This window comes from Micromonospora sp. NPDC047730 (assembly GCF_043204765.1).
Classification (GTDB): domain Bacteria; phylum Actinomycetota; class Actinomycetes; order Mycobacteriales; family Micromonosporaceae; genus Micromonospora.
The window spans coordinates 1-22,056 of sequence record NZ_JBIDCU010000004.1; the positions used below are offsets into that span (position 1 = coordinate 1).

General features: G+C 74.6%; 24 protein-coding genes and 1 tRNA gene. 21 read left to right on the plus strand and 4 right to left on the minus strand.

The genetic code is table 11. The features are described 5' to 3' along the window. The first annotated feature begins 423 nt into the window (after positions 1 to 423). The 9 genes from fdh (at position 424) to ACGF5G_RS11960 (ending at position 10,812) form a co-directional block, all read left to right on the plus strand. Positions 424 to 3,720, plus strand: coding sequence for a formate dehydrogenase (gene fdh / locus ACGF5G_RS11920; RefSeq protein ID WP_393261710.1), 3,297 nt, complete (start codon positions 424 to 426; stop codon positions 3,718 to 3,720). Further along, on the plus strand, positions 3,710 to 4,657 hold the full coding sequence (locus ACGF5G_RS11925) for a 4Fe-4S dicluster domain-containing protein (protein ID WP_393261713.1): 948 nt from the start codon (positions 3,710 to 3,712) through the stop codon (positions 4,655 to 4,657). The genes fdh and ACGF5G_RS11925 overlap by 11 nt, the downstream gene beginning before the upstream one ends. Next, a complete protein-coding gene (gene nrfD / locus ACGF5G_RS11930) occupies positions 4,654 to 5,802 on the plus strand; it encodes an NrfD/PsrC family molybdoenzyme membrane anchor subunit (protein ID WP_393261715.1) in 1,149 nt (382 codons plus the stop codon). The genes ACGF5G_RS11925 and nrfD overlap by 4 nt, the downstream gene beginning before the upstream one ends. A gap of 45 nt (positions 5,803 to 5,847) precedes the next feature. Further along, positions 5,848 to 5,943: transfer RNA gene (locus ACGF5G_RS11935), tRNA-Sec, on the plus strand. A 19-nt stretch (positions 5,944 to 5,962) separates the two neighbouring features. Next, positions 5,963 to 7,267: an L-seryl-tRNA(Sec) selenium transferase gene (gene selA / locus ACGF5G_RS11940; protein ID WP_393261718.1), complete on the plus strand. Its 1,305-nt coding sequence runs from the start codon at positions 5,963 to 5,965 to the stop codon at positions 7,265 to 7,267. A 3-nt stretch (positions 7,268 to 7,270) separates the two neighbouring features. Further along, positions 7,271 to 9,034: a selenocysteine-specific translation elongation factor gene (gene selB / locus ACGF5G_RS11945; RefSeq protein WP_393261721.1), complete on the plus strand. Its 1,764-nt coding sequence runs from the start codon at positions 7,271 to 7,273 to the stop codon at positions 9,032 to 9,034. Between the two features lie 40 nt (positions 9,035 to 9,074). Further along, entirely contained in the window at positions 9,075 to 9,272 is a 198-nt protein-coding gene (locus ACGF5G_RS11950; protein ID WP_350687479.1) for a hypothetical protein, read from the plus strand. Between the two features lies 1 nt (position 9,273). Beyond that, the gene (locus ACGF5G_RS11955) at positions 9,274 to 10,551 is read left to right on the plus strand and encodes a hemolysin family protein (RefSeq protein WP_393261723.1); all 1,278 of its coding nucleotides are present in this window, start codon (positions 9,274 to 9,276) and stop codon (positions 10,549 to 10,551) included. Positions 10,552 to 10,626: 75 nt separating this feature from the next. Continuing rightward, the gene (locus ACGF5G_RS11960; protein WP_357697469.1) at positions 10,627 to 10,812 is read left to right on the plus strand and encodes a hypothetical protein; all 186 of its coding nucleotides are present in this window, start codon (positions 10,627 to 10,629) and stop codon (positions 10,810 to 10,812) included. Positions 10,813 to 10,819: 7 nt separating this feature from the next. Here ACGF5G_RS11960 and ACGF5G_RS11965 read toward each other — a convergent pair whose 3' ends face one another. Next, the gene (locus ACGF5G_RS11965; RefSeq protein WP_357461887.1) at positions 10,820 to 11,470 is read right to left on the minus strand and encodes a hypothetical protein; all 651 of its coding nucleotides are present in this window, start codon (positions 11,468 to 11,470) and stop codon (positions 10,820 to 10,822) included. Positions 11,471 to 11,594: 124 nt separating this feature from the next. Between ACGF5G_RS11965 and ACGF5G_RS11970 the strand changes: the two genes are divergently transcribed. Beyond that, positions 11,595 to 11,795, plus strand: a complete 201-nt coding sequence (locus ACGF5G_RS11970; RefSeq protein ID WP_393261725.1) for a hypothetical protein — start codon at positions 11,595 to 11,597, stop codon at positions 11,793 to 11,795. Here the strand turns inward: ACGF5G_RS11970 and ACGF5G_RS11975 are convergent. The 3 genes from ACGF5G_RS11975 to ACGF5G_RS11985 form a co-directional block, all read right to left on the minus strand. Beyond that, complete coding sequence (locus ACGF5G_RS11975; RefSeq protein ID WP_393261727.1) at positions 11,792 to 12,271, minus strand: hypothetical protein; 480 nt, start codon at positions 12,269 to 12,271, stop codon at positions 11,792 to 11,794. The genes ACGF5G_RS11970 and ACGF5G_RS11975 overlap by 4 nt on opposite strands. Further along, the gene (locus ACGF5G_RS11980) at positions 12,268 to 12,480 is read right to left on the minus strand and encodes a phosphatidylethanolamine-binding protein (RefSeq protein WP_350683982.1); all 213 of its coding nucleotides are present in this window, start codon (positions 12,478 to 12,480) and stop codon (positions 12,268 to 12,270) included. Before ACGF5G_RS11980 ends, ACGF5G_RS11975 begins: the two co-directional genes overlap by 4 nt. 74 nt (positions 12,481 to 12,554) lie before the next feature. Next, positions 12,555 to 13,436, minus strand: coding sequence for a universal stress protein (locus ACGF5G_RS11985; RefSeq protein ID WP_393261730.1), 882 nt, complete (start codon positions 13,434 to 13,436; stop codon positions 12,555 to 12,557). A gap of 77 nt (positions 13,437 to 13,513) precedes the next feature. On the opposite strand from ACGF5G_RS11985, the gene ACGF5G_RS11990 reads away from it, so the two are divergent. The 11 genes from ACGF5G_RS11990 to ACGF5G_RS12040 all read left to right on the plus strand — a co-directional run bounded on the left by ACGF5G_RS11990 (position 13,514) and on the right by ACGF5G_RS12040 (position 21,888). Next, on the plus strand, positions 13,514 to 14,302 hold the full coding sequence (locus ACGF5G_RS11990) for an SAM-dependent methyltransferase (RefSeq protein WP_393261732.1): 789 nt from the start codon (positions 13,514 to 13,516) through the stop codon (positions 14,300 to 14,302). 180 nt (positions 14,303 to 14,482) lie between these two features. After that, a complete protein-coding gene (locus tag ACGF5G_RS11995; protein ID WP_393261735.1) occupies positions 14,483 to 15,661 on the plus strand; it encodes a PP2C family protein-serine/threonine phosphatase in 1,179 nt (392 codons plus the stop codon). Positions 15,662 to 15,714: 53 nt separating this feature from the next. Next, complete coding sequence (locus tag ACGF5G_RS12000) at positions 15,715 to 16,176, plus strand: MarR family transcriptional regulator (protein ID WP_393261737.1); 462 nt, start codon at positions 15,715 to 15,717, stop codon at positions 16,174 to 16,176. Between the two features lie 329 nt (positions 16,177 to 16,505). Further along, on the plus strand, positions 16,506 to 17,147 hold the full coding sequence (locus tag ACGF5G_RS12005) for a CDP-alcohol phosphatidyltransferase family protein (RefSeq protein ID WP_393261740.1): 642 nt from the start codon (positions 16,506 to 16,508) through the stop codon (positions 17,145 to 17,147). Next, positions 17,144 to 18,085 carry a DUF881 domain-containing protein gene (locus ACGF5G_RS12010; RefSeq protein WP_393261742.1) on the plus strand — a complete coding sequence of 314 codons (942 nt, stop codon included), beginning with the start codon at positions 17,144 to 17,146 and terminating at the stop codon, positions 18,083 to 18,085. Before ACGF5G_RS12005 ends, ACGF5G_RS12010 begins: the two co-directional genes overlap by 4 nt. Next, a complete protein-coding gene (locus ACGF5G_RS12015) occupies positions 18,082 to 18,414 on the plus strand; it encodes a small basic family protein (RefSeq protein ID WP_091106953.1) in 333 nt (110 codons plus the stop codon). The genes ACGF5G_RS12010 and ACGF5G_RS12015 overlap by 4 nt, the downstream gene beginning before the upstream one ends. A gap of 10 nt (positions 18,415 to 18,424) precedes the next feature. Continuing rightward, positions 18,425 to 19,390 carry a DUF881 domain-containing protein gene (locus tag ACGF5G_RS12020; RefSeq protein ID WP_393261745.1) on the plus strand — a complete coding sequence of 322 codons (966 nt, stop codon included), beginning with the start codon at positions 18,425 to 18,427 and terminating at the stop codon, positions 19,388 to 19,390. Between the two features lie 55 nt (positions 19,391 to 19,445). Beyond that, positions 19,446 to 19,826, plus strand: coding sequence for a glycine cleavage system protein GcvH (gcvH, locus tag ACGF5G_RS12025; protein WP_363707168.1), 381 nt, complete (start codon positions 19,446 to 19,448; stop codon positions 19,824 to 19,826). 215 nt (positions 19,827 to 20,041) lie between these two features. Next, on the plus strand, positions 20,042 to 20,494 hold the full coding sequence (locus ACGF5G_RS12030; RefSeq protein WP_007071101.1) for an FHA domain-containing protein: 453 nt from the start codon (positions 20,042 to 20,044) through the stop codon (positions 20,492 to 20,494). Between the two features lie 50 nt (positions 20,495 to 20,544). Then, entirely contained in the window at positions 20,545 to 21,246 is a 702-nt protein-coding gene (locus tag ACGF5G_RS12035; RefSeq protein WP_350712558.1) for a MerR family transcriptional regulator, read from the plus strand. A gap of 177 nt (positions 21,247 to 21,423) precedes the next feature. Continuing rightward, positions 21,424 to 21,888 carry a bifunctional nuclease family protein gene (locus ACGF5G_RS12040; RefSeq protein WP_131299495.1) on the plus strand — a complete coding sequence of 155 codons (465 nt, stop codon included), beginning with the start codon at positions 21,424 to 21,426 and terminating at the stop codon, positions 21,886 to 21,888. Positions 21,889 to 22,056: the final 168 nt, after the last annotated feature.

The window sequence follows — 22,056 nt, forward strand, 5'->3', positions numbered from 1 at the left end:
ACGACGGCGTTCCTGAAGGGCCTGAAGCAGGTCGACGGGTGGCAGGACATGCCGCTGACCGAGGCCGCGCAGACGGTGCAGGTGTCGGCGTACCCCGACCACTACGCCCAGTGGGAGCAGCAGGCCGCCGACCTGGTGGCCGAGCACTGGAACAGCTGACACACCGACATTCACCACAAGGGGGATCGCTGGCCGGCACCCGACACGGGCGCCGGCCAGCGGCACATCTCCACCCGACATCGCCCCGCCCCCTGAGCCGATCCGGCTCGGGGGCGGCGCTGTCTGCGTACGCCAGTGGCGACGTCGCGGGCGCGGACGGTGACCGTCGGGTGGTGATCGGGGGCTCGGGTCGCGGCCGGGGTGCGGGCTGGCCTAGTGTGCGAGGGGTCGACGGTGTTCGGGCCGGGGGAGGGGGTGTCGCGGGTGGGTCTGCGGACCTTCATCGAGGGCTGGCCGGTCTACCGGCAGCTCACCGGCACCGACCCGCTGGGCCGGGGCGCCGCCGCGCAGTCGGCGCGCTCGGCCGGGCTGACGGCGCGCACCGAGACCGCCGACCGGATGGCCCGCTCGGTCTGCCCCTACTGCGCGGTCGGCTGCGGGCAGCGCGTGTACGTCAAGGACGAGCAGGTCACCCAGATCGAGGGCGACCCGGACAGCCCGATCTCCCGGGGCCGCCTCTGCCCGAAGGGCTCGGCCAGCAGGAGCCTGGTCACCAGCCCGCTGCGGCAGACGAAGGTCCGCTACCGGCGCCCCTACGGCACCGAGTGGGAGGACCTGGATCTCGACGTCGCGGTCGACATGATCGCCGACCGGATCCTCGCCGCCCGCGCCGAGACGTGGGAGGACGTCGACCCCCAGGGCCGGCCACTCAACCGCACGCTGGGGATCTCCAGCCTGGGCGGGGCGACGCTGGACAACGAGGAGAACTACCTCATCAAGAAGCTGTTCACGGCGATGGGGGCGCTCCAGATCGAGAACCAGGCGCGCATTTGACACTCCGCCACCGTCCCCGGTCTGGGGGCCAGCTTCGGTCGCGGTGGCGCGACGGACTTCCAGCAGGACGTCGCCAACGCTGACGTCATCGTCATCCAGGGCTCGAACATGGCCGAGGCCCACCCGGTGGGCTTCCAGTGGGTGATGGAGGCCAAGCGGCGCGGCGCCAGGGTGTTCCACGTCGACCCGCGGTTCACCCGCACCAGCGCGCTGGCCGACACCTACCTGCCGATCCGCGCGGGCTCCGACATCGCGCTGCTCGGCGGGGTGGTGCGGTACATCCTGGAGAACGAGCTGGACTTCCGGGAGTACGTGCTGGCCTACACGAACGCCGCGACGATCGTCAGCGACCAGTTCGTCGACGCCGAGGACGGCGACGGTTTCTTCTCCGGCTTCGACCCGGAGACCGGCAGCTACGTGCAGGACTCCTGGCAGTACGCGGGCCACGAGACCGACTCCGGCAGCGGGCACACCGCCAAGGATCGGGACAGCGCGGCCGGGCTGCTCCACGAGTCGCACGGCGCGCAGGTGAGCGGCCGGGTGGAGCGGGACGAGACGTTGCAGCATCCGCGCTGCGTTTACCAGATCCTCAGGCGGCACTTCGCCCGCTACACGCCGGAGATGGTGGAGCGGGTCTGCGGCATCCCGCAGGAGAGGTTCCTGGAGCTGGCCCGGGCGTGGGCGGAGAACTCCGGCCGCGAGCGCACCGGCGTGCTGATCTACTCGGTCGGGTGGACGCAGCACAGCGTCGGCGTGCAGTACATCCGCACCGGCGCGATCATCCAGCTGCTGCTGGGCAACATGGGCCGCCCCGGCGGGGGGATCCTGGCCCTGCGCGGGCACGCCAGCATCCAGGGCTCCACCGACATCCCGACGCTGTACAACCTGCTCCCCGGCTACCTGCCGATGCCGCGCGCCGAGCACACCACCTTCCCGCGGTGGGTGGACAGCTTCCGCCGCCCCGGCCAGAAGGGCTCCTGGGGCGACGCCGGCGCGTACGCGGCCAGCCTGCTCAAGGCGTACTGGGGGGACGCGGCGACGCCGGAGAACGACTTCTGCTATGGGTACCTGCCCCGGATGACGGGCGATCACGGGACGTACCAGCAGGTGCTGAACATGATCGACGGGAAGGTGAGGGGCTACTTCCTGCTCGGGCAGAACCCGGCGGTCGGCTCGGCGCACGGCCGCGCCCAGCGGCTGGGCATGGCGAACCTGGACTGGCTGGTGGTCCGCGACCTGTTCATGATCGAGAGCGCCACGTTCTGGCGCAACGGCCCGGAGGTGGCCGCGGGCGAGATCGTGCCGACCGAGTGCAGGACGGAGGTGTTCTTCCTGCCGGCCGCGTCGCACGTGGAGAAGGAGGGCACCTTCACCCAGACCCAGCGGCTGCTGCAGTGGCGGGAGAAGGCCGTCGACCCGCCGGGCGACGCCCGCTCCGAGCTGTGGTTCTTCTACCACCTGGGGCGCCGGCTGCGGGAGAAGCTGGCCGGCTCCGACCTGCCGCGTGACCGGGCGCTGCTCGACCTGGCCTGGGACTATCCCACGCACGGTCCGCACGCCGAGCCGAGCGCCGAGGCGGTGCTGCGCGAGATCAACGGGTACGACGTGGCGACGGGCCGTCCGCTGTCCACGTTCACCGAGGCCCGCGCCGACGGTTCGACCGCCGTCGGCTGCTGGATCTACTCCGGCGTGTACGCCGACGGCGTCAACCAGGCGGCCCGGCGCAAGCCTCGGCACGAGCAGGACTGGGTGGCCGCCGAGTGGGGCTGGGCCTGGCCGGCCAACCGGCGCACCCTCTACAACCGCGCCTCCGCCGACCCGCAGGGCCGGCCGTGGAGCGAGCGGAAGAAGTATGTCTGGTGGGACCCGGACGCCGGGGAGTGGACCGGCTACGACGTGCCGGACTTCGAGAAGACGAAGCCGCCGACGTACCGGCCGCCGGAGGGCGCGGCCGGCCCGGAGGGGATCGCCGGCGACGACCCGTTCGTCATGCAGGGCGACGGGAAGGGCTGGCTGTACGCGCCCAGCGGGGTGCTCGACGGTCCGCTGCCGACGCACTACGAGCCGGCCGAGTCGCCGGTGCGCAACCCGCTCTACCGCCAGCAGGCCAACCCCACCCGCAAGGTGTACGCGCACCCCGTGAACTCGGTGAACCCGAGCCCGCCGCAGGAGCACAGCGGAGTCTTCCCGTACGTGTTCACGGTCAGCCGGCTCACCGAGCACCACACGGCGGGCGGGATGAGCCGTACGGTGCGGACCCTGGCGGAGCTGCAACCGGAGATGTTCGTGGAGGTGTCGCCGGAGGTGGCGGCCGAGCGGGGCCTGGCGCACCTGGGTTGGGCGCACCTGGTCAGTGGGCGGGCGGTGATCGAGGCGAAGGTTCTGGTCACCGACCGGCTGGCCCCGCTGCGGGTGGACGGCCGGGTGATCCACCAGGTGTGGCTGCCGTACCACTTCGGGTTCGAGGGCCTGGTGACGGGCGACTCGGCCAACGACCTGTTCGGGATCACGCTGGACCCGAACGTGCTCATCCAGGAGAGCAAGGTCGGCACCTGCGACGTGCGCCCGGGGCGGCGGCCCACTGGGGCGGCCCTGCGGGATCTGGTGGCGGACTACCGGCGGCGGGCGGGTATCGTCCCCGGCCATCCGCCCTCGACCCTCACGCCGGGGGCGTTTCCGGCGCCGGCTCCCACCGACGGCGCCGGGGAGGACCGTGATGCTTCCTGACCCGAACAGCCTGTCCGGGCCGCTCGATCCCGCCCCGGACGCGGGCTGGGTCGACGCCCCGCCCCGGATGGGCTTCTTCACCGACACCAGCGTCTGCATCGGCTGCAAGGCGTGCGAGGTGGCCTGCAAGGAGTGGAACGACGTTCCCGGTTCGGGGCTGGACCTGCTCGGCATGTCGTACGACAACACCGGCGCGCTGACCGCGAACTCGTGGCGGCACGTGGCGTTCGTCGAGCAGCCCCGCCCGGCCGGGCACCGCGGGCCGCCGTTCGCCGGTGCGGCGACGGCCGGTCGGAGCGCCGGGCCGGAGTTCCTGGGCATGCCCGGGGCGCAGCCGCCGGGGCGGGCCGGTGGCGCGGAGGGGCGCAGCGATTTCCGCTGGCTGATGATGTCCGACGTCTGCAAGCACTGCACCCACGCGGCCTGCCTGGATGTCTGCCCCACCGGGGCGCTGTTCCGCACCGAGTTCGGCACGGTGGTGGTGCAGGAGGACATCTGCAACGGCTGCGGCTACTGCATCTCCGCCTGCCCCTACGGCGTCATCGACCAGCGCAAGGGCGACGGCCGGGCGTGGAAGTGCACGTTGTGCTACGACCGGATCGGCGCCGGGAAGATTCCCGCCTGCGCGCAGGCGTGCCCGACGGAGTCCATCCAGTACGGTCCCCTCGACGAGCTGCGGGAGCGGGCCGCCGCCCGGGTGGCGACCCTGCACGAGCGCGGCGTCACCGAGGCGCGGCTCTACGGGCACGACCCCGACGACGGGGTCGGCGGCGACGGCGCGTTCTTCCTGCTGCTCGACGAGCCCGAGGTGTACGGCCTGCCCCCGGACCCGGTGGTCACCACCCGGGACCTGCCGAGGATGTGGAAGCGGGCCGGCCTGGCGGCCCTGGCCATGGCGGCGGCGGCCGTCGCCGCGTTCGTCGGAGGTTCCTCTTGAGTCCGGACCGCCCGGTGGGCGACCTGTTCCGTCGCTTCCGCGATCGCCTCGACGCCGGCGTTCCCGGCGGACCGGCCGGCCCCGGCGATGTCGCTGGCGGCTCGGCAGGGGCGCCACCCGGCGGGTCCGGCGCGCCGGCGTCGACCCGTGCGCCCGGACGGAACCGGCGGCGGGGCGGCGGCCGGCGCGGCGGCGAGGAGCTGACCGTCCCGGAGGCCGAGTTCACCTCCTACTACGGCCGGCCGATCCTCAAGGCGCCGGTCTGGAAGTGGGACATCGCGGCGTACCTGTTCACCGGCGGGCTGGCCGCCGGCTCGTCGCTGCTCGCGGCGGGTGGGCAGCTCACCGGCCGTCCCGCGCTGCGGCGGGCCGGCCGGGTCACGTCGCTGGTGGCGGTGACCGCCAGCGCCGTCTTCCTGGTCAAGGACCTGGGGCGGCCGGCCCGGTTCCACCACATGCTGCGGGTGGCCAAGCCGACCTCGCCGATGTCCGTGGGCACCTGGATCCTCAGCGCGTTCGGCCCGGCCGCCGGGATCGCGGCGGTCGCCGAGGGCGCGGCGTGGCTGCCCGAGCGGGGGCCGCTCGGGCTCGCCCGTCGGCTGCTGCCGCCGGTGGGGCACGCCGCCGGGCTGGCCGCCGCGGCGACCGCGCCGGCGCTGGCCACGTACACCGGTGTGTTGCTGGCCGACACGGCCGTGCCGTCCTGGCACGAGGCGTATCCGGAGCTGCCGACCGTCTTCGCGGGCAGCGCGCTGGCCAGCGGCGCCGGCGTGGGGCTGATCGCCGCGCCGACCGCGCAGGCCGGCCCCGCCCGCCGGATGGCGGTGGCGGGCGCCGCCCTGGAACTGTTCGGCGCGCACCGGGTGGAGACCCGGCTCGGGCTGCTCAGCGAGCCCTACCGCACCGGGCGGCCCGGCCGGCTGCTGCGCGCCGGGCGGGCCCTGACCGCGGCCGGGGTGGCCGGCGCGCTGCTCGGCCGGCGCAGCTGGGCGGTCTCCGCCCTGTCCGGGGCGGCCCTGCTGGCCGCGTCGGTGGCCACCCGGTTCGGCATCTTCTACGGCGGCGTCGCCTCGGCGAAGGATCCGAAGTACACGGTGGTGCCGCAGCGGGAACGCCTCGACCGGCGGCGCGCCGCCGAGGGCTGACGCCCCACCGTTCACGCCCACCCGGCCTGTGGTTCACTGCTGCGTGGAGGCGTTCAGGCGGCTGGTGCCCCTCCCGGTCTTCAAAACCGGTGTGGCCCGGGACCCGGGTCAGGCGGGTTCGATTCCCGTCCGTCTCCGCCAAACTGCCGGAAGAGGGGGCATGGGGGACGTCGCAGCCGATCCGCGCCGGCGGGTGCCGCGCACCGACGCGCTGCTCGCCGACCCCCGGCTGACCGCGGCGGCGCAGACCCTCGGGCGGGACCGCGTCAAGGCCGCCGTGCGGCGGGCGCAGGAGCGGGCCCGCCGCGGCGAGATCACCCCCGATGCCGTATGCGACGCCGCGCTGGCCGCCCTGCCGGCGCCCGCGCCCCGGGCCGTGCTCAACGCCACCGGGGTGGTGCTGCACACCAACCTGGGCCGGGCCGCGCTGTCGCCCGCCGCCGTCGCGGCGGTCACCGCCGCCGCCGGACACACCGACGTCGAACTGGACCTGCGCACCGGCCGGCGGACCCGGCGCGGCCGCGACGCCCTCGACGCCCTCGCCGCCGCGGTGCCCGCCGCCGGCGCGGTGCACGTGGTCAACAACGGCGCCGCCGCGCTGGTGCTCGCCGCCACCGCGCTCGCCGCCGACGCCGAGATCGTGGTCAGCCGGGGCGAGCTGGTGGAGATCGGCGACGGGTTCCGCCTGCCCGAGCTGCTGGAGAGCACCGGCGCGCGGCTGCGTGAGGTGGGCACCACCAACCGCACCACGCTCGACGACTACGCCGCCGCGCTCGGCCCGCGGACCGGCTTCGTGTTGAAGGTGCACCCGTCGAACTTCCGGGTCACCGGCTTCACCTCGGCGGTGCCGGTGCGGCGGCTGGCCTCCCTCGGCGTGCCGGTGGTCGCCGACATCGGCTCGGGGCTGCTCGCCCCCGACCCGCTGCTGCCCGACGAGCCCGACGCGGCCGGCACCCTGCGGGCCGGGGCGGCCCTGGTCACCGCCAGCGGCGACAAGCTGCTCGGCGGGCCGCAGGCGGGGCTGCTGCTCGGTGCCGCCGACCTGGTCGAACGGCTGCGCCGGCACCCCCTCGCCCGGGCGCTGCGGGTGGACAAGCTGACCCTGGCCGCGCTCGCGGCCACCCTCGCCGACCCGGTCACGCCCACGCAGGCCGCGTTGCACGCCGACCCCGGCGCGCTGCGGGAGCGTACCGAGCGGCTGCGTGACGCCCTCGCGGCCGACGGGTGCAAGGCGGAGGTTGTGCCGGCCGGCGCGGTCGTCGGCGGCGGCGGCGCGCCGGGCGTGGAGCTGGACTCGTGGGCGCTGAGCCTGCCCGAGCGGTACGCGGAGCCGCTGCGCGTGGGTGACCCGCCCGTGCTCGGCCGGGTCGTCCGCGGGCGGCTGCTGCTGGACCTGCGCTGTGTGCCCGCCGACGCCGACGCCGCCGTCCGGGCCGCCGTGCTGCGGGTGTCGGGGGACGGCTGAGACGTGTTCGTGGTGGCCACCGCCGGGCACGTCGACCACGGCAAGTCGACCCTGGTCCGGGCGCTGACGGGGATGGAACCCGACCGGTGGGCGGAGGAGCGCCGCCGGGGCCTGACCATCGACCTCGGCTTCGCCTGGAGCACCATGCCGTCGGGCGGGACGGTCGCGTTCGTCGACGTGCCGGGGCACGAGCGCTTCGTGCCGAACATGCTCGCCGGCGTCGGCCCGGTGCCCGCCGCGCTGGTCGTGGTCGCCGCCGACGAGGGCTGGATGCCGCAGTCGGCCGAGCACCTGGCCGCGCTGCACGCGCTCGGAGTGTCGTACGGCCTGCTGGTGGTGACCCGCGCGGACCTGGCGGACCCGGGGCCGGCGGCGGCCCGGGCCCGGGCCGAGCTGGCGGCCACCTCCCTCGGCGCGGTCGACACGGTGGCGGTCAGCGCGGTGACCGGCGCCGGCCTGCCGGAGCTGCGCGCGGCTCTGGACCGGCTCGCTGCCCGGCTGCCCGCCCCGGCGGCGGACGCCCCGGTGCGGTTGTGGGTGGACCGCGCGTTCACCGTGCGCGGCGCCGGCACGGTGGTCACCGGCACCCTCGGCGCCGGCCGGCTACGGGTGGGCGACGAGCTGGAACTCGCCGCCACCGGCGAGCCGGTGCGGGTGCGTGGCCTGCACCGCCTCGGCGAGGCCCGGTCGGAGGTCACCGCGGTCGCCCGGGTGGCGGTGAACCTGCGCGGTACGCCCCGGGGCCGGGTCGGCCGCGGCGACGCCCTGCTCACCCCGGGCCGGTTCCACCGCACCGACCTGCTGGACGTCCGGCTGGCCGGCGACCCCGCGGCGGAGCTGCCCGCCACCCTGACCCTGCACGTCGGCGCGGCGGCGGTGCCCGCCCGGGTGCGGCCGCTGGGCGCGGACACCGTCCGGCTGCGGCTGGCCCGGCCGCTGCCGCTGCTGGTCGGCGACCGGGCGCTGCTGCGCGACCCGGGCCGGCACCACGTGGCCGGCGGCGTGACCGTGCTGGACGTCGCGCCGCCGCCACTGACCCGCCGGGGCGCGGCGGCTGCCCGCGCGGCCGTGCTGGCGACCGTGGACGGCCGGCCCGACCTGGCCGGCGAGCTGCGCCGCCGGGGCCTGGCCCGCGCCGCCGACCTGGTCCGCACCGGCGTCGAGGTGACCGGGCGGCCCGTCGTGGGGGACTGGCTGGCCGACCCGGAGCACTGGCGGCGGCTCGGCGCCCGGCTGGGCGGGGAGGTGGCCCGGCACGCCCGGGAGCACCCGCTGGAGCCGGGCGCCCCGGTGGAGCTGCTGCGGCAGCGCCTCGACCTGCCCGACCGGGCGCTGGTCGAGGCGCTGGTCCGGCCGCCGCTGCGGCTGCACGCCGGCCGGGTCACCGCGGCCGCCGCCGACGCGCTGCCGGAGCCGGTGGCCCGCGCCGTCGCCCGGCTCCGCGCCGAGTACGCCCACCGCCCGTTCCGGGCCCCCGAGGCCGAACGCCTGGCGGACCTGGGGCTGGGGCCCCGGGAGATCGGCGCGGCGGTGCGGGCCGGTGCACTGCTGCGGCTCGCCGAGAACGTGGTGCTGCTGCCCGGCGCGGTCGACGAGGCCGTGCGGGTGCTGGCCGGGCTGCCGCAGCCGTTCACGCTCAGCGCCGCCCGGCAGGCGTTGGACACGACCCGCCGCGTCGCCGTGCCGCTGCTGGAGCTGCTGGACCGCCGGGGCGCCACCCGGCGGCTGCCCGACGACGCCCGGGTCGTGGTCGCGGCCCCGTCCTGAAGCCGCCCCGGCGGGGCGGGCGGTCGCCTAGCGTGGCGCCATGGACCCTTCCGCGGTCTGGCGGGACAAGCAGCACAAATGGCGGATCGAGGCGTACCGGGCCCCGGACCTGCGCTTCGCGATCTTCGCGACGAACGGCACCACCGAGTCGGCGCCGCTGTGGCTGTTCGGGATGTCGGCGCTGGCGCGGTGGCTGATGACGCACAAGATCTCCCTCGACGACCTGGAGGTCGACTGACATGGGGGCACCGCTCGGGCAGCTCGCGCTGGTAGCCGTGCTGGTGCTCGTCAACGCGGCCCTGTCGGGCAGCGAGATGGCGCTCGTGACGCTGCGCGAGGGGCAGGTGCGGCAGCTGGGTCGGCGTAGCCGTTCCGGGGAGCGGCTGGCGCGGCTGGTCCGCGACCCCAACCGCTACCTGGCCACCATCCAGCTCGGCATCACCCTCGCCGGGTTCCTCGCCTCCGCCGCCGCCGCGGTCTCGCTGGCCGAGCCGCTGGTCGGGCCGCTGGGCTTCCTCGGCGAAGCCGCGCGGGGCGCCGCGGTCGTCCTGGTCACCGTGCTGCTCACCTTCGTCACCCTGGTCGTCGGCGAGCTGGCCCCGAAGCGGCTGGCGATGCAGCGCGCGGAGCGGTGGGGGCTGCTCAGCGCCGGCCCGCTGGACCTGCTGGCCCGGGTGTCCCGACCGGCGGTCTGGTTGCTGAGCAAGGCCACCGACGTGGTGGTGCGGCTCGCCGGCGGGGACCCGCGGGCCAGCCGTACGGAGATGACCGAGGAGGAGCTGCGGGAAATCGTGGTCAGCCAGCGGGGCCTGTCCGCGCAGCAGCGGGAGATCCTCACCGGCGCGTTCGACATCGCCGGCCGGACGCTGCGGGAGATCCTCGTCCCCCGGTTGGACGTGACCGTGCTCCCCGCGACCCTGCCCGCCGACGAGGGGCTGCGCCGGCTCGCCGCCGCCGGCCGGTCCCGTGCCCCCGTCGTCGGGCCCGGGGGGCTGGACGAGGTGCGCGGCGTGGTGCACATCCGGGACCTCGTCGCGGCGGGCGCGGCGGCGGTCGGCGACCGGGCGCGCCCGCCGCTGCTGCTGCCCGGCACCCTGCCGGTGTCCGACGCGCTGCGCCGGCTGCGGCTGTGCCACCAGCAGCTCGCCCTGGTCGTCGACGAGCACGGCGGGGTCGACGGCCTGGTGACCCTGGAGGACCTGCTGGCGGAGGTGGTGGGGGAGCTGTACGACGAGACCGACCGGGACGTGACCGGGGTGGCCCGGGAGCCGGACGGCTCGCTGCTGCTGCCCGGCGACTTCCCGTTGCACGACCTGGCCGATGTCGGGGTGCGGCTGCACTTCCGGCCGTCGCGGGAGTACACGACGGTGGCCGGGCTGGTGCTGGCCGGGCTGGGGCACCTGCCGACCGGGCCCGGGGAGACGGTGCATCTGCCGGGGCTGACCGTCGAGGTGGTGGAGGTGTCCGGCCGGACGATCCGCCGGGTCCGGCTGCGGGGCGTCGCCACCGGGGCGTGACCCGGGGCCGCCACGGTCGGGTGAACCCGGACGAACCGGCCACGCCGGGCGTGGGGCGGGCGTACCGTCCGGTACGTGAAGGACCGAGGGATGCGGACGTTCGTCACCGTGCTGGCCGGGCTCGCGGTGATCTACTTCGGCACCACCGGCCGCAGCGAGGAGGACGGTCGGGGCGTGTCGGGCGGGCTCGTGGTGCTCGCGCTGCTGGCGGCGCTGCTGGTGTGGAACCTGACGAAGCCGGGCGACAAGCCGGTCAAGTGAGCCTGCCTCACCGCCCGGCGGCGCGAGTGACCTCGCCGGCGGACTCCTCGCCGAGCGACACCCGCACCAGCGCCGAGGCGAGCCTGCCGAAGTCGGCCGGCTCGACCAGCCCGGCCAGCTTGTCCGGCGAGCGGGGCAGGCCGAGCCGCTCCGCGCCGGACAGGGCGCGGCGGTCGGCGTACGGGCGCAGGTCCGGCCAGACCACCTGTGCCTCGCGCAGGAAGATGTCGGCGCCGGTCGGGCCGATGCCGGGGAACTCGGTCAGCAGCCGGCGCAGCGCGGGCGGCTCGCCGTCGGCCTCGCGGTGCAGCCGGCGCAGGTCGCCCCGCCAGCGGTCCAGGCACAGCCGGGCGCCGGTGCCGAGCATCGTCGAGGTCCGCTCGTCGTAGCGGCGGTAGTGGCCCCGGCCCAGCGCGTCGACGCGGTCCTGCCAGCTTGCCGCCTCCATCGCCTGCGGGGTCCGGTAGCCGGCGGCGAACAGCTCCCGGGCGGCCGACACCGCGACGCAGGCCCGGATCCGGGTGCTCAGCAGCGTGGCGAGCACCAGCAACTGGTAGAGCGGGGCGGGCCGGTCGGCGAGCCGGATGCCCGCCTCCTCGGCGTACGTGGTGCCCCGCCGGTCCAGCAGGACCCGCGCCATCCTCCGGTCGTCGCCCATCCTCGGGGTGTACCCGCTGGGTGCCGGGTCAGCCCTGCGACCGTCCGCCCGGGCCGGCATGCCACCCACGGCGCCGGGTAACCGAGGTGGGACACGGTCGAACCCCGGAAGGAGAAGACCCGTGGTGAATCCGCAGCAGGAGGAACTGCGCCGCAACGACAAGGGCGCCACCAGCCAGTACAGCAAGGTCCCGAGCCCTGGCGGCCATCCGCGCAACCGAGGCTCGTCCGGCGGCGACGAGGGCCGGCCGGTGCCCCGGGGGCAGGTCTCCCCGTACGGCCCGGCGATGGAGCCGGTCGCCGACGACGAGAGCGCCCGGGGCTAACGACCGAGGCCCGACACGGGCGGCCGCAGCCGGTTCCAGGTGGCTGCGGCCGCCATGCCGTACGCGACGTGCGGCACGATGTCGGCGATCCAGTCCGACCGGCGCCAGCGGCGCGGGTCGGTCACCCCCAGCAGGGCCATCGACCCGTCGGACATCGTCATCACGCCGCCGCCGAGCACCCCGGTGGCCAGGGCCAGCGGCATCCGACGGCCTCGGGCCAGCACGGCGTAGCCGACGCCGGCCGCGATGCCCATCCCGTAGCCGAGCAGGGGCCCGAGGCCCGAGCGGCGATTCACCGCCCGGTCCTCGGGCCCCAGATCCACGTGCGCCGCCCCGGCCAGCCGCCCGGCGGTGGTCTCCGGGGTGCTGCTCGCCGGCCTCGCGCGCAGCACCATGTCCAGGTAGCTGACCACGTTCAGGGCGGCGCTGCCGACGGCGCCGGCGATCGCCCCATCGGCCAGGTGCGACGCCCTCACTTCGGGTCGCCCGGTTCACGCTCGCCCTTGGGACCGTAGACCCGCTCACCGCGGACGACGCCCCGCTGCCCGCGATCGGACTGCAGGATCCGGTTCGCCACGTCGTTCGCCTTGCGGTCCGACACCCGCCGTCCCGAATCGTCGATCACGTCACGGATGCGCGCCCGCTGCTTGTCGTACGCGTTGCTGCCCGGCCGTGGTCCTGGCATCACTGCCTCCTCCGGTCGTCCTCGCCGTTGGCGTACCGCGGTCGTCTACCCGCCTGCGGCGGGGCCAACCCGGCTCAGCGGGGCGCGTGGACGACGGCGACCGGGCAGTCGGCGTGGTGCAGCACGGACTGGCTCACCGAGCCGAGCAGCAGCCCCGTCAGTTCGCCGCGGCCCTGCCGGCCCACCACGAGCAGCTGGGCCCGCCGGGACGCCTCGGCGAGCACGGTGGTGGGGCGGCCCCGCACGGTCTCCCGGCTGACCGGCACGTCCGGCCACCGCTCGGTCAGCCCGGACAGCGACTCGGCCACCACCCGCTCCTCCTCGGAGCGCAGCTCGGTGTCGTCGTACACCAGGGGTTGCATGTCGCCCGGCGCGGTGGACGTCGGGTGCCGGTAGGCGTGCAGCGCGACCAGCGGGGCGTCGCGGACCGACGCCTCCTCGACGGCGAACTCCACGGCGAGCCGGGACGTCTCGGAGCCGTCGACCCCGACCACGACGGGGCCGTCCGGGCGGTCGGTGCCCCGGGCGACGAGCACGGGGCAGTCGGCGTGCGAGGCGACCTGCACCGCGACGGAGCCGACCACCAGGGCGGAGAACCCGCCGAGCCCCCGGTCGCCCAGCACGATCATCGCGGCGGCCGGCGACTCGCCGAGCAGCACCGCGGCGGCCTCCCCGTCGATGATCTCGCCGGAGACGCGTAGCCCGGGCACCGTCGCCTCGGCCTCGGTGGTCGCGGCGGCGACGAGCTGCTCCGCCTGGTGTCGCAGGCCGGCGCCGGGCGGGGCGGCGGCGGGCGCGTCCACCGGCACGCGCAGCAGCGGCCAGATGAACCCGTGCACGATCCGCAGCGGCCGGTTCCGGCGGGCCGCCTCGACGGCGGCCAGCCGTACGGCGCGCAGCGCCGCCTCCGAGCCGTCCACGCCGACGACCACCGCCGCGCCGTTCGCCGAGTTCACCGCCCACCTCCCGCCGGTTCCCGGCCAGTATCGCGGCCGGTGCCCGGTCGGCGAGGCGATACCGCCCAGGACGGCCGGTGGGTACGCTGTCGACGACCGCCGGGGAGGGAGCGTCGTCGATGGTGGAGCCGGACCAGCCGAGCACCGCGCGAATGATCGATTTCTGGCTCGGCGGGGAGCACCACTTCCCGGTCGACGTGGCGGCGGCCCGCGCCTTCGAGCAGGCGTACGGGCCCTGCGCGCCGGTCTTCCGGGAGCTGCGGGCCTTCCTGGGCCGGGCGGTCCGGGCGATGGTCGCGGAGGGCGTGGACAGCTTCCTGGTCTTCGGCGCGGGGGTGCCCACCATGGGCAACGTGCACGAGGTCGCCCCCGACGCCACCGTGCTCTACACCGACGTCGACCCGGTCACCATCCGCCTCGGCCAGCGGCTGCTCGCCGGCAGCGACCGGGCCGGCTACGGCTACGGCGACGCCACCGACATCGGCACGGTGGACCGCGCCCAGCTGCACCGGTTCGTGCCGGGGTGGGGGAGGAGGCCCGTCGGGGTGGTGTTCCTCGGCCTGGCCGCGTTCCTCGACGACGAGACCCTCGCGCGCACCCTCGACGAGCTCTACGAGGCGACGGCGCCGGGCAGCCTGCTGGCGGTCGACTTCGACACCGAGGAGCTGGCCGGCTACCCGGAGGCCCTCGCGATGATGGGTCCGGCGTTCCGGATGCGCCCGCCGGCCGCGTTCGCGCCGCTGCTCGGCCGCTGGACGCCCACCGCCGACGGCGTCGTGCCGATCACCCGGTGGCGTCCCGACGGCCCGCCGGCGCAGGTTCCGGACGCCTTCCACGGCGCGGTCGCCGTCCGCTCGGCCGGCTGACCGGCCCCGCCCGCCGTCCGCGCCGCCGCGAGGCCGCGCAGGGGCGGCAGCGTGCCGTCGGGTCGTCCGCCCGGGGCGGGTACGCCGCCCCCGCCGGCGTCGGGCCGCCCGGCCGCCCGGCGGCCGACGACACCTCCGTATGATGCTTGCCCTGCGGCAAGTATTTCCGGAGGATGATCGATGGTGGAGGCACCGGCCCAGGTCTCGCGTGCGTTGCGTGCGGCGCCGCCCGACCAGGTGGTGGAGGCGGCGGACCGGGCCATCCGGGCCGGCCTCGGCGCGTCCCGGACGGACGTGTTCATCGCCGACTACCGGATCAGCGGGCTGTGGCCGGTGCTGGACCCGGAGCTGCCCGACGGGGGCTTCCTCGCCTGCCGCAGCATGGCGCAGCGCTGCTTCAGCAGCCAGCAGCCGGTGACCGACGCCGACGACGAGGGGCGGTGCCGGCTCTACCTGCCGCTGTCGGTGTGGGGGGAGCGCCTCGGCGTGCTCCTGGTCGAGCTGCCGGCCCCGCTCGGCCCGGACACCGTCGACCGCGTCGCGGACATCGCCGGCGAGCTGGCGGTCGTCCTGCGGGCGGCGGACCGGGAGACCGACCGGTACCGCCGGGTGCGCCGGCGGGAGCGGCTCAGCATGGCCGCCGAGATGCAGTGGGAGCTGCTGCCGGGACGCAGCGTCAGCCACGGCGCGTTCGAGCTGGCCGGCCAGCTGGAGCCGGCGTACACGGTCGGCGGGGACCACTTCGACTGGTCGGTGGACGGTGACCGGCTCACGGCGACGGTGTTGAACGGCGCCGGCATCGGCCTCGCGGCGGCGCTGCTCACGGCGGTGACCGTGAACGCGCTGCGCAACGCCCGGCGCTCCGGGGGCAGCCTCGTCGAGCAGGCCGAGCTGGCCTCCGACACGGTCTTCTACCAGCATCGCGGGCGAAGGTACGTGGCCACGCTGCTGCTGGAACTGGACACCGTGACCGGTCGGGTGAGGGCGGTGGACGCCGGCTCCCCGCGCCTGCTGCGGCTGCGCGGCGGCACCGTCACGCCGATCACGCTGGAGCAGCAGCTGCCGCTGGGCATGTTCGCCGAGGCCCGCTACGACGTCCAGGAGTTCGACCTGGCGCCCGGGGACCGGATCTTCGTGGTCAGTGACGGCGTGTGGGCCGCCGATCCCGGCGACCGGGGGGCGTACGGCGAGCGGGCGATGGCGCGGGCGATGCGCGCCACGCGGCTGCAACCGCCGGCCGAGGCGGTTGGTACGGTGATGCGCGAACTGCACGCCTGGCATGCGGACGCGGATCTCCGCGACGACGCGGTCGTGGTCTGCCTGGACTGGCGTGGCACGGGTGGCCGGGGCGACGGGTGAGGCTCCTCGCCGCACCGGCCGGGCACGAGCGGGACGATCGCAGGGGACACCTGGTGGAGCGACCTCCGAATCTCGCCGCGGCGATCGACGCCGCCGCCGAGGCGCTCGTCGGTGTGCTCGACTCCGCCGCGTCCCGGCACCAGATGGCCGTCTCGCCGACGCAGTTGCGCGTGTTGTCGCTGATCAGCAGCCGGCCGGAGACCAACGTCAACGGCCTGGCCGAGTTGTTGGACGTCGTGCCGTCGTCGGCGAGCCGGCTCTGCGACCGGCTGGAGGCCACCGGCTTGCTGCGCCGGGTGGCCGACCCCCGGGACCGGCGGGAGGTGCGGCTGGTGCCGACCGCCGCCGCCGAGACGCTGCTGCGCGAGTTGAAGGAGCGCCGGCACCGGGCGGTGCAGGTGGTGCTGGACCGGATGCCGGGCCGGGTACAGCACGACCTGCTGCTGGCCCTGCGGGCGTTCGAGCAGGCCGCGACGGCGGAGCCGCAGTCGGACTCCTCGGTCCGTACCGCCTGACGACCTTCCCCGCGCGCCGCCCGTCCCGCCACCCAGCCGTCCGCTTCCCGCTAGTGTCCTAGGACGCCTTAGGGGTGGTGACTGCCCCGACGACACCCGGACAGCGTCGCCGGAACCGGATGCCTGAAACCCGGGAGGCGGCGACGGGCCCGATATAGTGGCAGCGCAGTCAGCCGGCCCGCGATCACGTTGATCGCGGGCCGAGTCAGGCGGCGGTCCCGTACGGGGATCGCAGGGGGTGCCGGCGCCAGCCGGCCCGACAGCGCGCACGGAACTCCGCGGTGCCCGTCCTCGGCCGGGCGGTCGGAGCGTGTGGCGGAGGAGGTTCGGTGTCGCGTCGGCCGGCTCGCTCGGAACACGCGGAGGCCAGCGCCGACACGAGCGCACCGGCAGCGGGCGACCGTGTCCTGACGCTGCCGAACCTGATCAGCTTCGTCCGGCTGCTGGGCGTCCCGCTCTTCCTCTATCTCCTGCTCGTCGCGCACGCCGACGTGGCCGCGATCGTGGTGCTGGCCGTCGGCGGCACGACGGACTGGGTGGACGGGTGGGTCGCGCGCCGGATGCGCCAGGTCAGCCGGCTGGGGGAGCTGCTCGACCCGGCCGCCGACCGCCTCTACATCCTCGCCACCCTGGTCGGGTTCACCGCCCGGGGCGTGGTGCCCTGGCAGTTCACCGCGGCGCTGCTGGCCCGGGAGCTGCTCCTGCTGGGGTCGCTGGCGGTGCTGCGGCGGTACGGGTACGGCCCGCCGCCGGTGCACTACGTCGGCAAGACCGCGACGTTCCTGTTGCTGGCCGCCTTCCCGGTCCTGCTGCTCGCCGCGGCGGTTCCCGGTGCCGAGGCGGTGGCCGGGCCGATCGGTTGGGGGCTGGCCTGGTGGGGCCTGGTGCTCTACTGGGTGGCCGGCGCGATGTACGTGGTGCAGGCGAGCCGGCTGGTCAGGGCCGTGCGCGCCGAGGGAGCGTCGGCATGACGACGCCGGGCGAGGGGCGGGGACGGTCCGACCGGGTGTACGCCCCGGACTTCCTCACCGAGTTGTTCCGCAACCCGTTGGATCCGGGGTATGCCGACGCGGCGGCCCGGCGCCGGGAGCGGCAGGCCCCGCCGGCGGGGTGGCGGCACTGGTCGGCGCGGTCGGTGAGCCTGGTCCTGGCGGTGGTGCTGGGGTTCCTGTTCGCGGTCGCATACCGGCAGACGTTGGAGGCCGAGCCGGGGCGCAGCCAGGCCCGCTCCGGCCTGGTGGCGCAGATCAAGCAGCGGGAGAGCGAGACCGACCGGTTGTCGGAGCGGGCGGACCAGTTGCGGGCGGAGGTGGCGCGGCAGCGGGCCGCGGCGCTGGGCGGCTCGGAGGCGGCGCGGCTGCGCACCCTGGAGGCGGGCACGGGCCTGGGGCGGGTGCGGGGTGACGGCGTGGTGGTGCGGTTGGCGGACGCGCCGCAGAATCCGGACGCGGTGACGGGCGCGGACGTCGGTCCGTCCCGGGTGATCTACAGCGATCTGCAGGGGGTCGCCAACGACCTGTGGGCCGCCGGCGCGGAGGCGATCTCGATCAACGGGCAGCGGTTGACGGCGACGTCGACGATCCGGTCGGCGGGGCAGGCGATCCTGGTGGACTTCCGGCCGGTGACGGGGCCGTACGAGGTGTCGGCGATCGGGCCGGGGTCGATGCGGGACCGGTACGAGGACAGTCGCAGCGCGTTGACGATGCGGAAGGTGGCGGAGGACACCGGGTTGTCGTTCGCGGTGCGGGAGGCGGAGGACCTCACCCTGCCGGCCGCTCCGGAGCCGCGGCTACGCTACGCGGAGCCTCCGGCGAGCGCGAGTCCGTCGCCGTCGGGGGCGGACCGTTCCGCCAGTTCTCAGCCGTCCGGTTCGAGGACGTCTCCCAGCCCCTCCGGAGGTGGTCGATGATCGCGGTGCTGGCGTTGCTCGCCGGTGTGGTCCTCGGGGTCTGGCTCGACCCCACGGTTCCCGCGGGTTTGCAGCCGTATCTGCCGATCGCGGTGGTGGCGGCGTTGGACGCGGTGTTCGGTGGGGTGCGGGCGAAGCTCGACCGGATCTTCGACGACAAGCAGTTCGTGGTGTCGTTCATCTCCAACGTGCTGGTGGCGGGTCTGATCGTGTATCTGGGTGACCAGCTCGGGGTGGGTGGTCAGTTGTCCACGGGTGTGGTTGTCGTGCTCGGGGTGCGGATCTTCGGGAACGTGGCGGCGATCCGCCGGCACCTGTTCCGGGCGTAGGTTTGTGGCGATGAGCAGCGAGGAGCACACGGAGACGGGCACGGGTTGGCCGCAGCCGGCGGGGCCGGGGCGGCCGTCGGGTCCGGCGGGGGAGCCGGATCCGCGGCCGGACGCGCCGGATCCGGACGAGTTGAGTCCGTTGGCGCCGGAGCGGGCGGAGCCGCCCGTGGCGGAGCCGGACCGGTTCGACGAGGGCGCGACGGTGGACCTGAGCCGGGCTGGCGGTGAGGGGTCGGGCGGGTCGTCGCCGGAGGCGCCGGCGGCCGCAGGGTCGCCGTGGCGGCGGGTGAGTTCGGCCGGGGTGATGATCGCGGTGCTGCTGGCTTTGCTGGGGTTCACGCTGGTGGTGCAGTTGAAGACGACGTCGACGGATCCGACGGTGGCGGCGACGCGGCAGGAGGACCTGGTCCGGATCCTGTACGACCTGAATTCGCGGGAGGTCCGGCTGCGGCAGGACATCGCGGCGCTGGAGGAGAGTCAGCGGCAGTTGCGTTCGGGTGAGCAGGGGCGGCAGGCGGCGTTGGACGAGGCGACGCGGCGGGCCGACGAGTTGGGCATTCTGGCGGGGACGTTGCCGGCGACGGGTCCGGGGTTGGCGGTGCGGTTCGAGGCTGGTGAGAAGCCGATCTCGGCGTCGCGGGTGTTGGACGCGGTGCAGGAGTTGCGGGGCGCCGGCGCGGAGGCGATGCAGATTTCCGGCGGTGACCGGGCGTCGGTGCGGATCATCGCGTCGACGTACTTTCTGGACGGGGAGAACGGGTCGTTGGTGGTGGACGGGCGTCGGTTGACGGGTCCGTTCACGATCACGGTGATCGGTGATCCGGCGACGATGCGTACGGCGTTGAACATTCCTGGCGGGGTGGTGGCGTCGGTGACGGGCGACGGCGGTAAGTTGATCGTTGAGGATCGTGAGGCTGCCGAGGTTTCGGCGCTGCACGCGCCGATCAAGCTGGAACACGCCCGTCCGGTCTCCTGACCGGCGCGGCTCGCACCGGTGGTGTCCGGTGCGTCGATGGTGAAGGACGCGTCTGGTGATTCCTGAGGATCTGCGGTATTCCGCCGAGCACGAGTGGGTGGCGGGTGACGGCGGCGGCCCGGTGCGGGTCGGCATCACCCACTTTGCGCAGGACGCCCTGGGTGACATCGTGTATGTCCAGCTGCCCGATGTCGGTGCGGTGGTGGCGGCGGGTGAGTCGTTGGGTGAGATCGAGTCGACGAAGAGTGTGTCGGAGATCTACGCCCCGCTCGGCGGTACGGTGGCGGCGCGCAACGAGGCGCTCGGCGACACCCCTGAGGTGATCAACACGGACCCGTACGGTGCGGGTTGGTTGGTGGAGATCACCCCGGACGATCCGGCGGCGGTCGAAGGGCTGCTGTCCGCGGACGCGTATCGTGAGCTCACCGAGAGCTGAGTGCGTCCCCTCCGGGCGTGGTGGTTGTGTCCGCGCGTCCGGTTGCCCTGCATTTCGGCGCTGGCTAGGCTCGCCCAGTCGACCGAGAACCCAATAGTTGAGCGTTGCGGAATTGCCTTTCCGGGCACGGGGAGCCAGCCGCCGGGTGTTCGAGTGCCCGGCGGCCAGACCCGCCATTACCCGACGCCGACCGAACAGATCCGTGAGGTGGTCCCATGACGCGCCCAGACGACGAGTTCCCCCCGCTCGACGTCACTTCGACGCTCAATCTCGGTTCGCTCGACGAAGTGCTGGAGGGGCCGGACACCGATGTGGTGCCGAGCCGGATGTCCGGTTCGTTGCCGCCGGGGATGGCGCTGCTGGTGGTTCGCCGGGGTCCGAACGCGGGTGCCCGGTTCCTTTTGGATCATGATGTGACGACGAGTGGCCGGCATCCGGACAGTGACATTTTCCTGGACGACGTGACGGTGTCGCGGCGGCACGCCGAGTTCCATCGTGACGGTGGGACGTTCACTGTGCGGGACGTGGGAAGCCTGAACGGCACGTACGTGAACCGGGAGCGGGTCGAGGCGGCCACGTTGAGCAACGGTGACGAGGTGCAGATCGGTAAGTTCCGGGTGGTGTTCATCGCCGGTCCGCGCCCGGAGGAGGAGGCCGGCCGGGGGTGAACGAGCCTGCGGCCTCCTCGCCGCCCGGGGCGGCGCGTGCCCGACCGTTGATGAGCATCGGTGAGGTGCTGGGTCAGCTGCGGGTGGATTTTCCGGACGTGACGATTTCGAAGTTGCGGTTTCTCGAGGCCGAGGGCCTGGTGGAGCCGCAGCGGACGGCGGCGGGTTACCGGAAGTACAGCTGGGACGATGTGGCGCGGTTGCGGTTCGTGCTGACCGCGCAGCGGGACCAGTATCTGCCTCTGCGGGTGATCCGTGATCAGTTGGCGCAGTGGGACGCGTCCGGGGAGTCGCCGGGTCGGCAGCGGCCGACGTTGGTGGCGGTGGGCCCGGGTGGCGAGGTGCCGGGGCGGGTGTCGGAGGAGCCGGCCGGGTCGCCGCAGGTGCGGCTCGGCCGTGCGGATCTGGTGGCGCGTAGTGGGATCGACGAGTCGACGTTGGGTGAGTTGGAGCGGCTCGGTGTGGTGGTGTCGGATCCGCCGGGTTGGTACGACGACGATGCGTTGATCATCGCGCGGGCGGTGGCGGGTCTGGCGGCGTACGGGTTGGAGCCGCGGCATCTGCGGGGTTACCGGACGGCGGCTGACCGGGAGGTCGGTTTGTTCGCGCAGTTGGTGGCGCCGTTGGCGCGGCAGAGCGATCCGGCGGCGCGGGCGCGGGCGGCGGAGACGGCGCGGGAGTTGGTGGCGTTGTCGCAGCAGTTGCACGCGGCGTTGGTGCGGGTGGGGTTGCGGTCGACGTTGGGTCGGTGATCCGGCCGGGGTCGTGGGGAAAGATCTGCCCCGGGAAGCGTGTCGTAGGCTTGCCGGGGTAACCCCTTTCTGGCGCGGGCGTGGTGCGGGTAGCGCATGGGACGGCCGTGTCGCGGTCCGTGTACCGTGCAGGGAAGGGCACGGTGCGGCGTAGGTGACAACGACACGGAGGCGGCGGTGCGCGAGCTGAGCGTGGTCGGAGTTCGGGTGGAGCTGCCCAGCAACCAGCCGATCGTCCTGCTCAGGGAGGTCGAGGGGGACCGCTATCTGCCGATCTGGATCGGCGCGGTCGAGGCGACGGCGATCGCTTACGAGCAGCAGGGGGTCAAGCCGGCCCGGCCGCTGACCCACGATCTTCTGCGGGACGTGTTGGCGGCGTTGAAGGCGCCGTTGCGGGCGGTGGAGATCACCGAGCTGAAGGAGAACGTCTTCTTCGCCGATCTGTTGATCGGTGACGGGGTGCGGGTGTCGGCCCGGCCGAGTGATTCCATCGCGTTGGCGTTGCGGGTCGGTGCGCCGATTCGTTGTGCGGAGGAGGTCCTCAGCGAGGCGGGGATCGTGATTCCCGACGAGCAGGAGGACGAGGTGGAGAAGTTCCGCGAGTTCCTGGAGCAGGTGCGTCCGGAGGACTTCGCCGGCTGAGTCCCGTGTCTTTCCGGGCGTCACGTTCGGTGATGTTCCGGCGCGGTGGGTGATCTTCGTTGTCGTGGCGCGGCGTGTCGCGCCGGTTCCTCCGGGGCAATCTCTGAAGGCGGCTATAGGGTTGCCGTGTCGAGGGGTGCACGTCCCGGAAACGACGTGTCACCGCAC

Coding starts and splice junctions, on each gene's coding strand:
- ACGF5G_RS11995 (WP_393261735.1), top strand. CDS start 14,483: ATGGTGGAGGCACCGGCCCAGGTCTCGCGTGCGTTGCGTGCGGCGCCG.
- ACGF5G_RS11950 (WP_350687479.1), top strand. CDS start 9,075: ATGGACCCTTCCGCGGTCTGGCGGGACAAGCAGCACAAATGGCGGATC.
- ACGF5G_RS12015 (WP_091106953.1), top strand. CDS start 18,082: ATGATCGCGGTGCTGGCGTTGCTCGCCGGTGTGGTCCTCGGGGTCTGG.
- ACGF5G_RS11980 (WP_350683982.1), bottom strand. CDS start 12,480: ATGCCAGGACCACGGCCGGGCAGCAACGCGTACGACAAGCAGCGGGCG.
- ACGF5G_RS12010 (WP_393261742.1), top strand. CDS start 17,144: ATGACGACGCCGGGCGAGGGGCGGGGACGGTCCGACCGGGTGTACGCC.
- ACGF5G_RS12035 (WP_350712558.1), top strand. CDS start 20,545: ATGAGCATCGGTGAGGTGCTGGGTCAGCTGCGGGTGGATTTTCCGGAC.
- ACGF5G_RS12020 (WP_393261745.1), top strand. CDS start 18,425: ATGAGCAGCGAGGAGCACACGGAGACGGGCACGGGTTGGCCGCAGCCG.
- selA (WP_393261718.1), top strand. CDS start 5,963: ATGGGGGACGTCGCAGCCGATCCGCGCCGGCGGGTGCCGCGCACCGAC.
- ACGF5G_RS11925 (WP_393261713.1), top strand. CDS start 3,710: ATGCTTCCTGACCCGAACAGCCTGTCCGGGCCGCTCGATCCCGCCCCG.
- ACGF5G_RS12030 (WP_007071101.1), top strand. CDS start 20,042: ATGACGCGCCCAGACGACGAGTTCCCCCCGCTCGACGTCACTTCGACG.
- ACGF5G_RS11965 (WP_357461887.1), bottom strand. CDS start 11,470: ATGGGCGACGACCGGAGGATGGCGCGGGTCCTGCTGGACCGGCGGGGC.
- ACGF5G_RS11955 (WP_393261723.1), top strand. CDS start 9,274: ATGGGGGCACCGCTCGGGCAGCTCGCGCTGGTAGCCGTGCTGGTGCTC.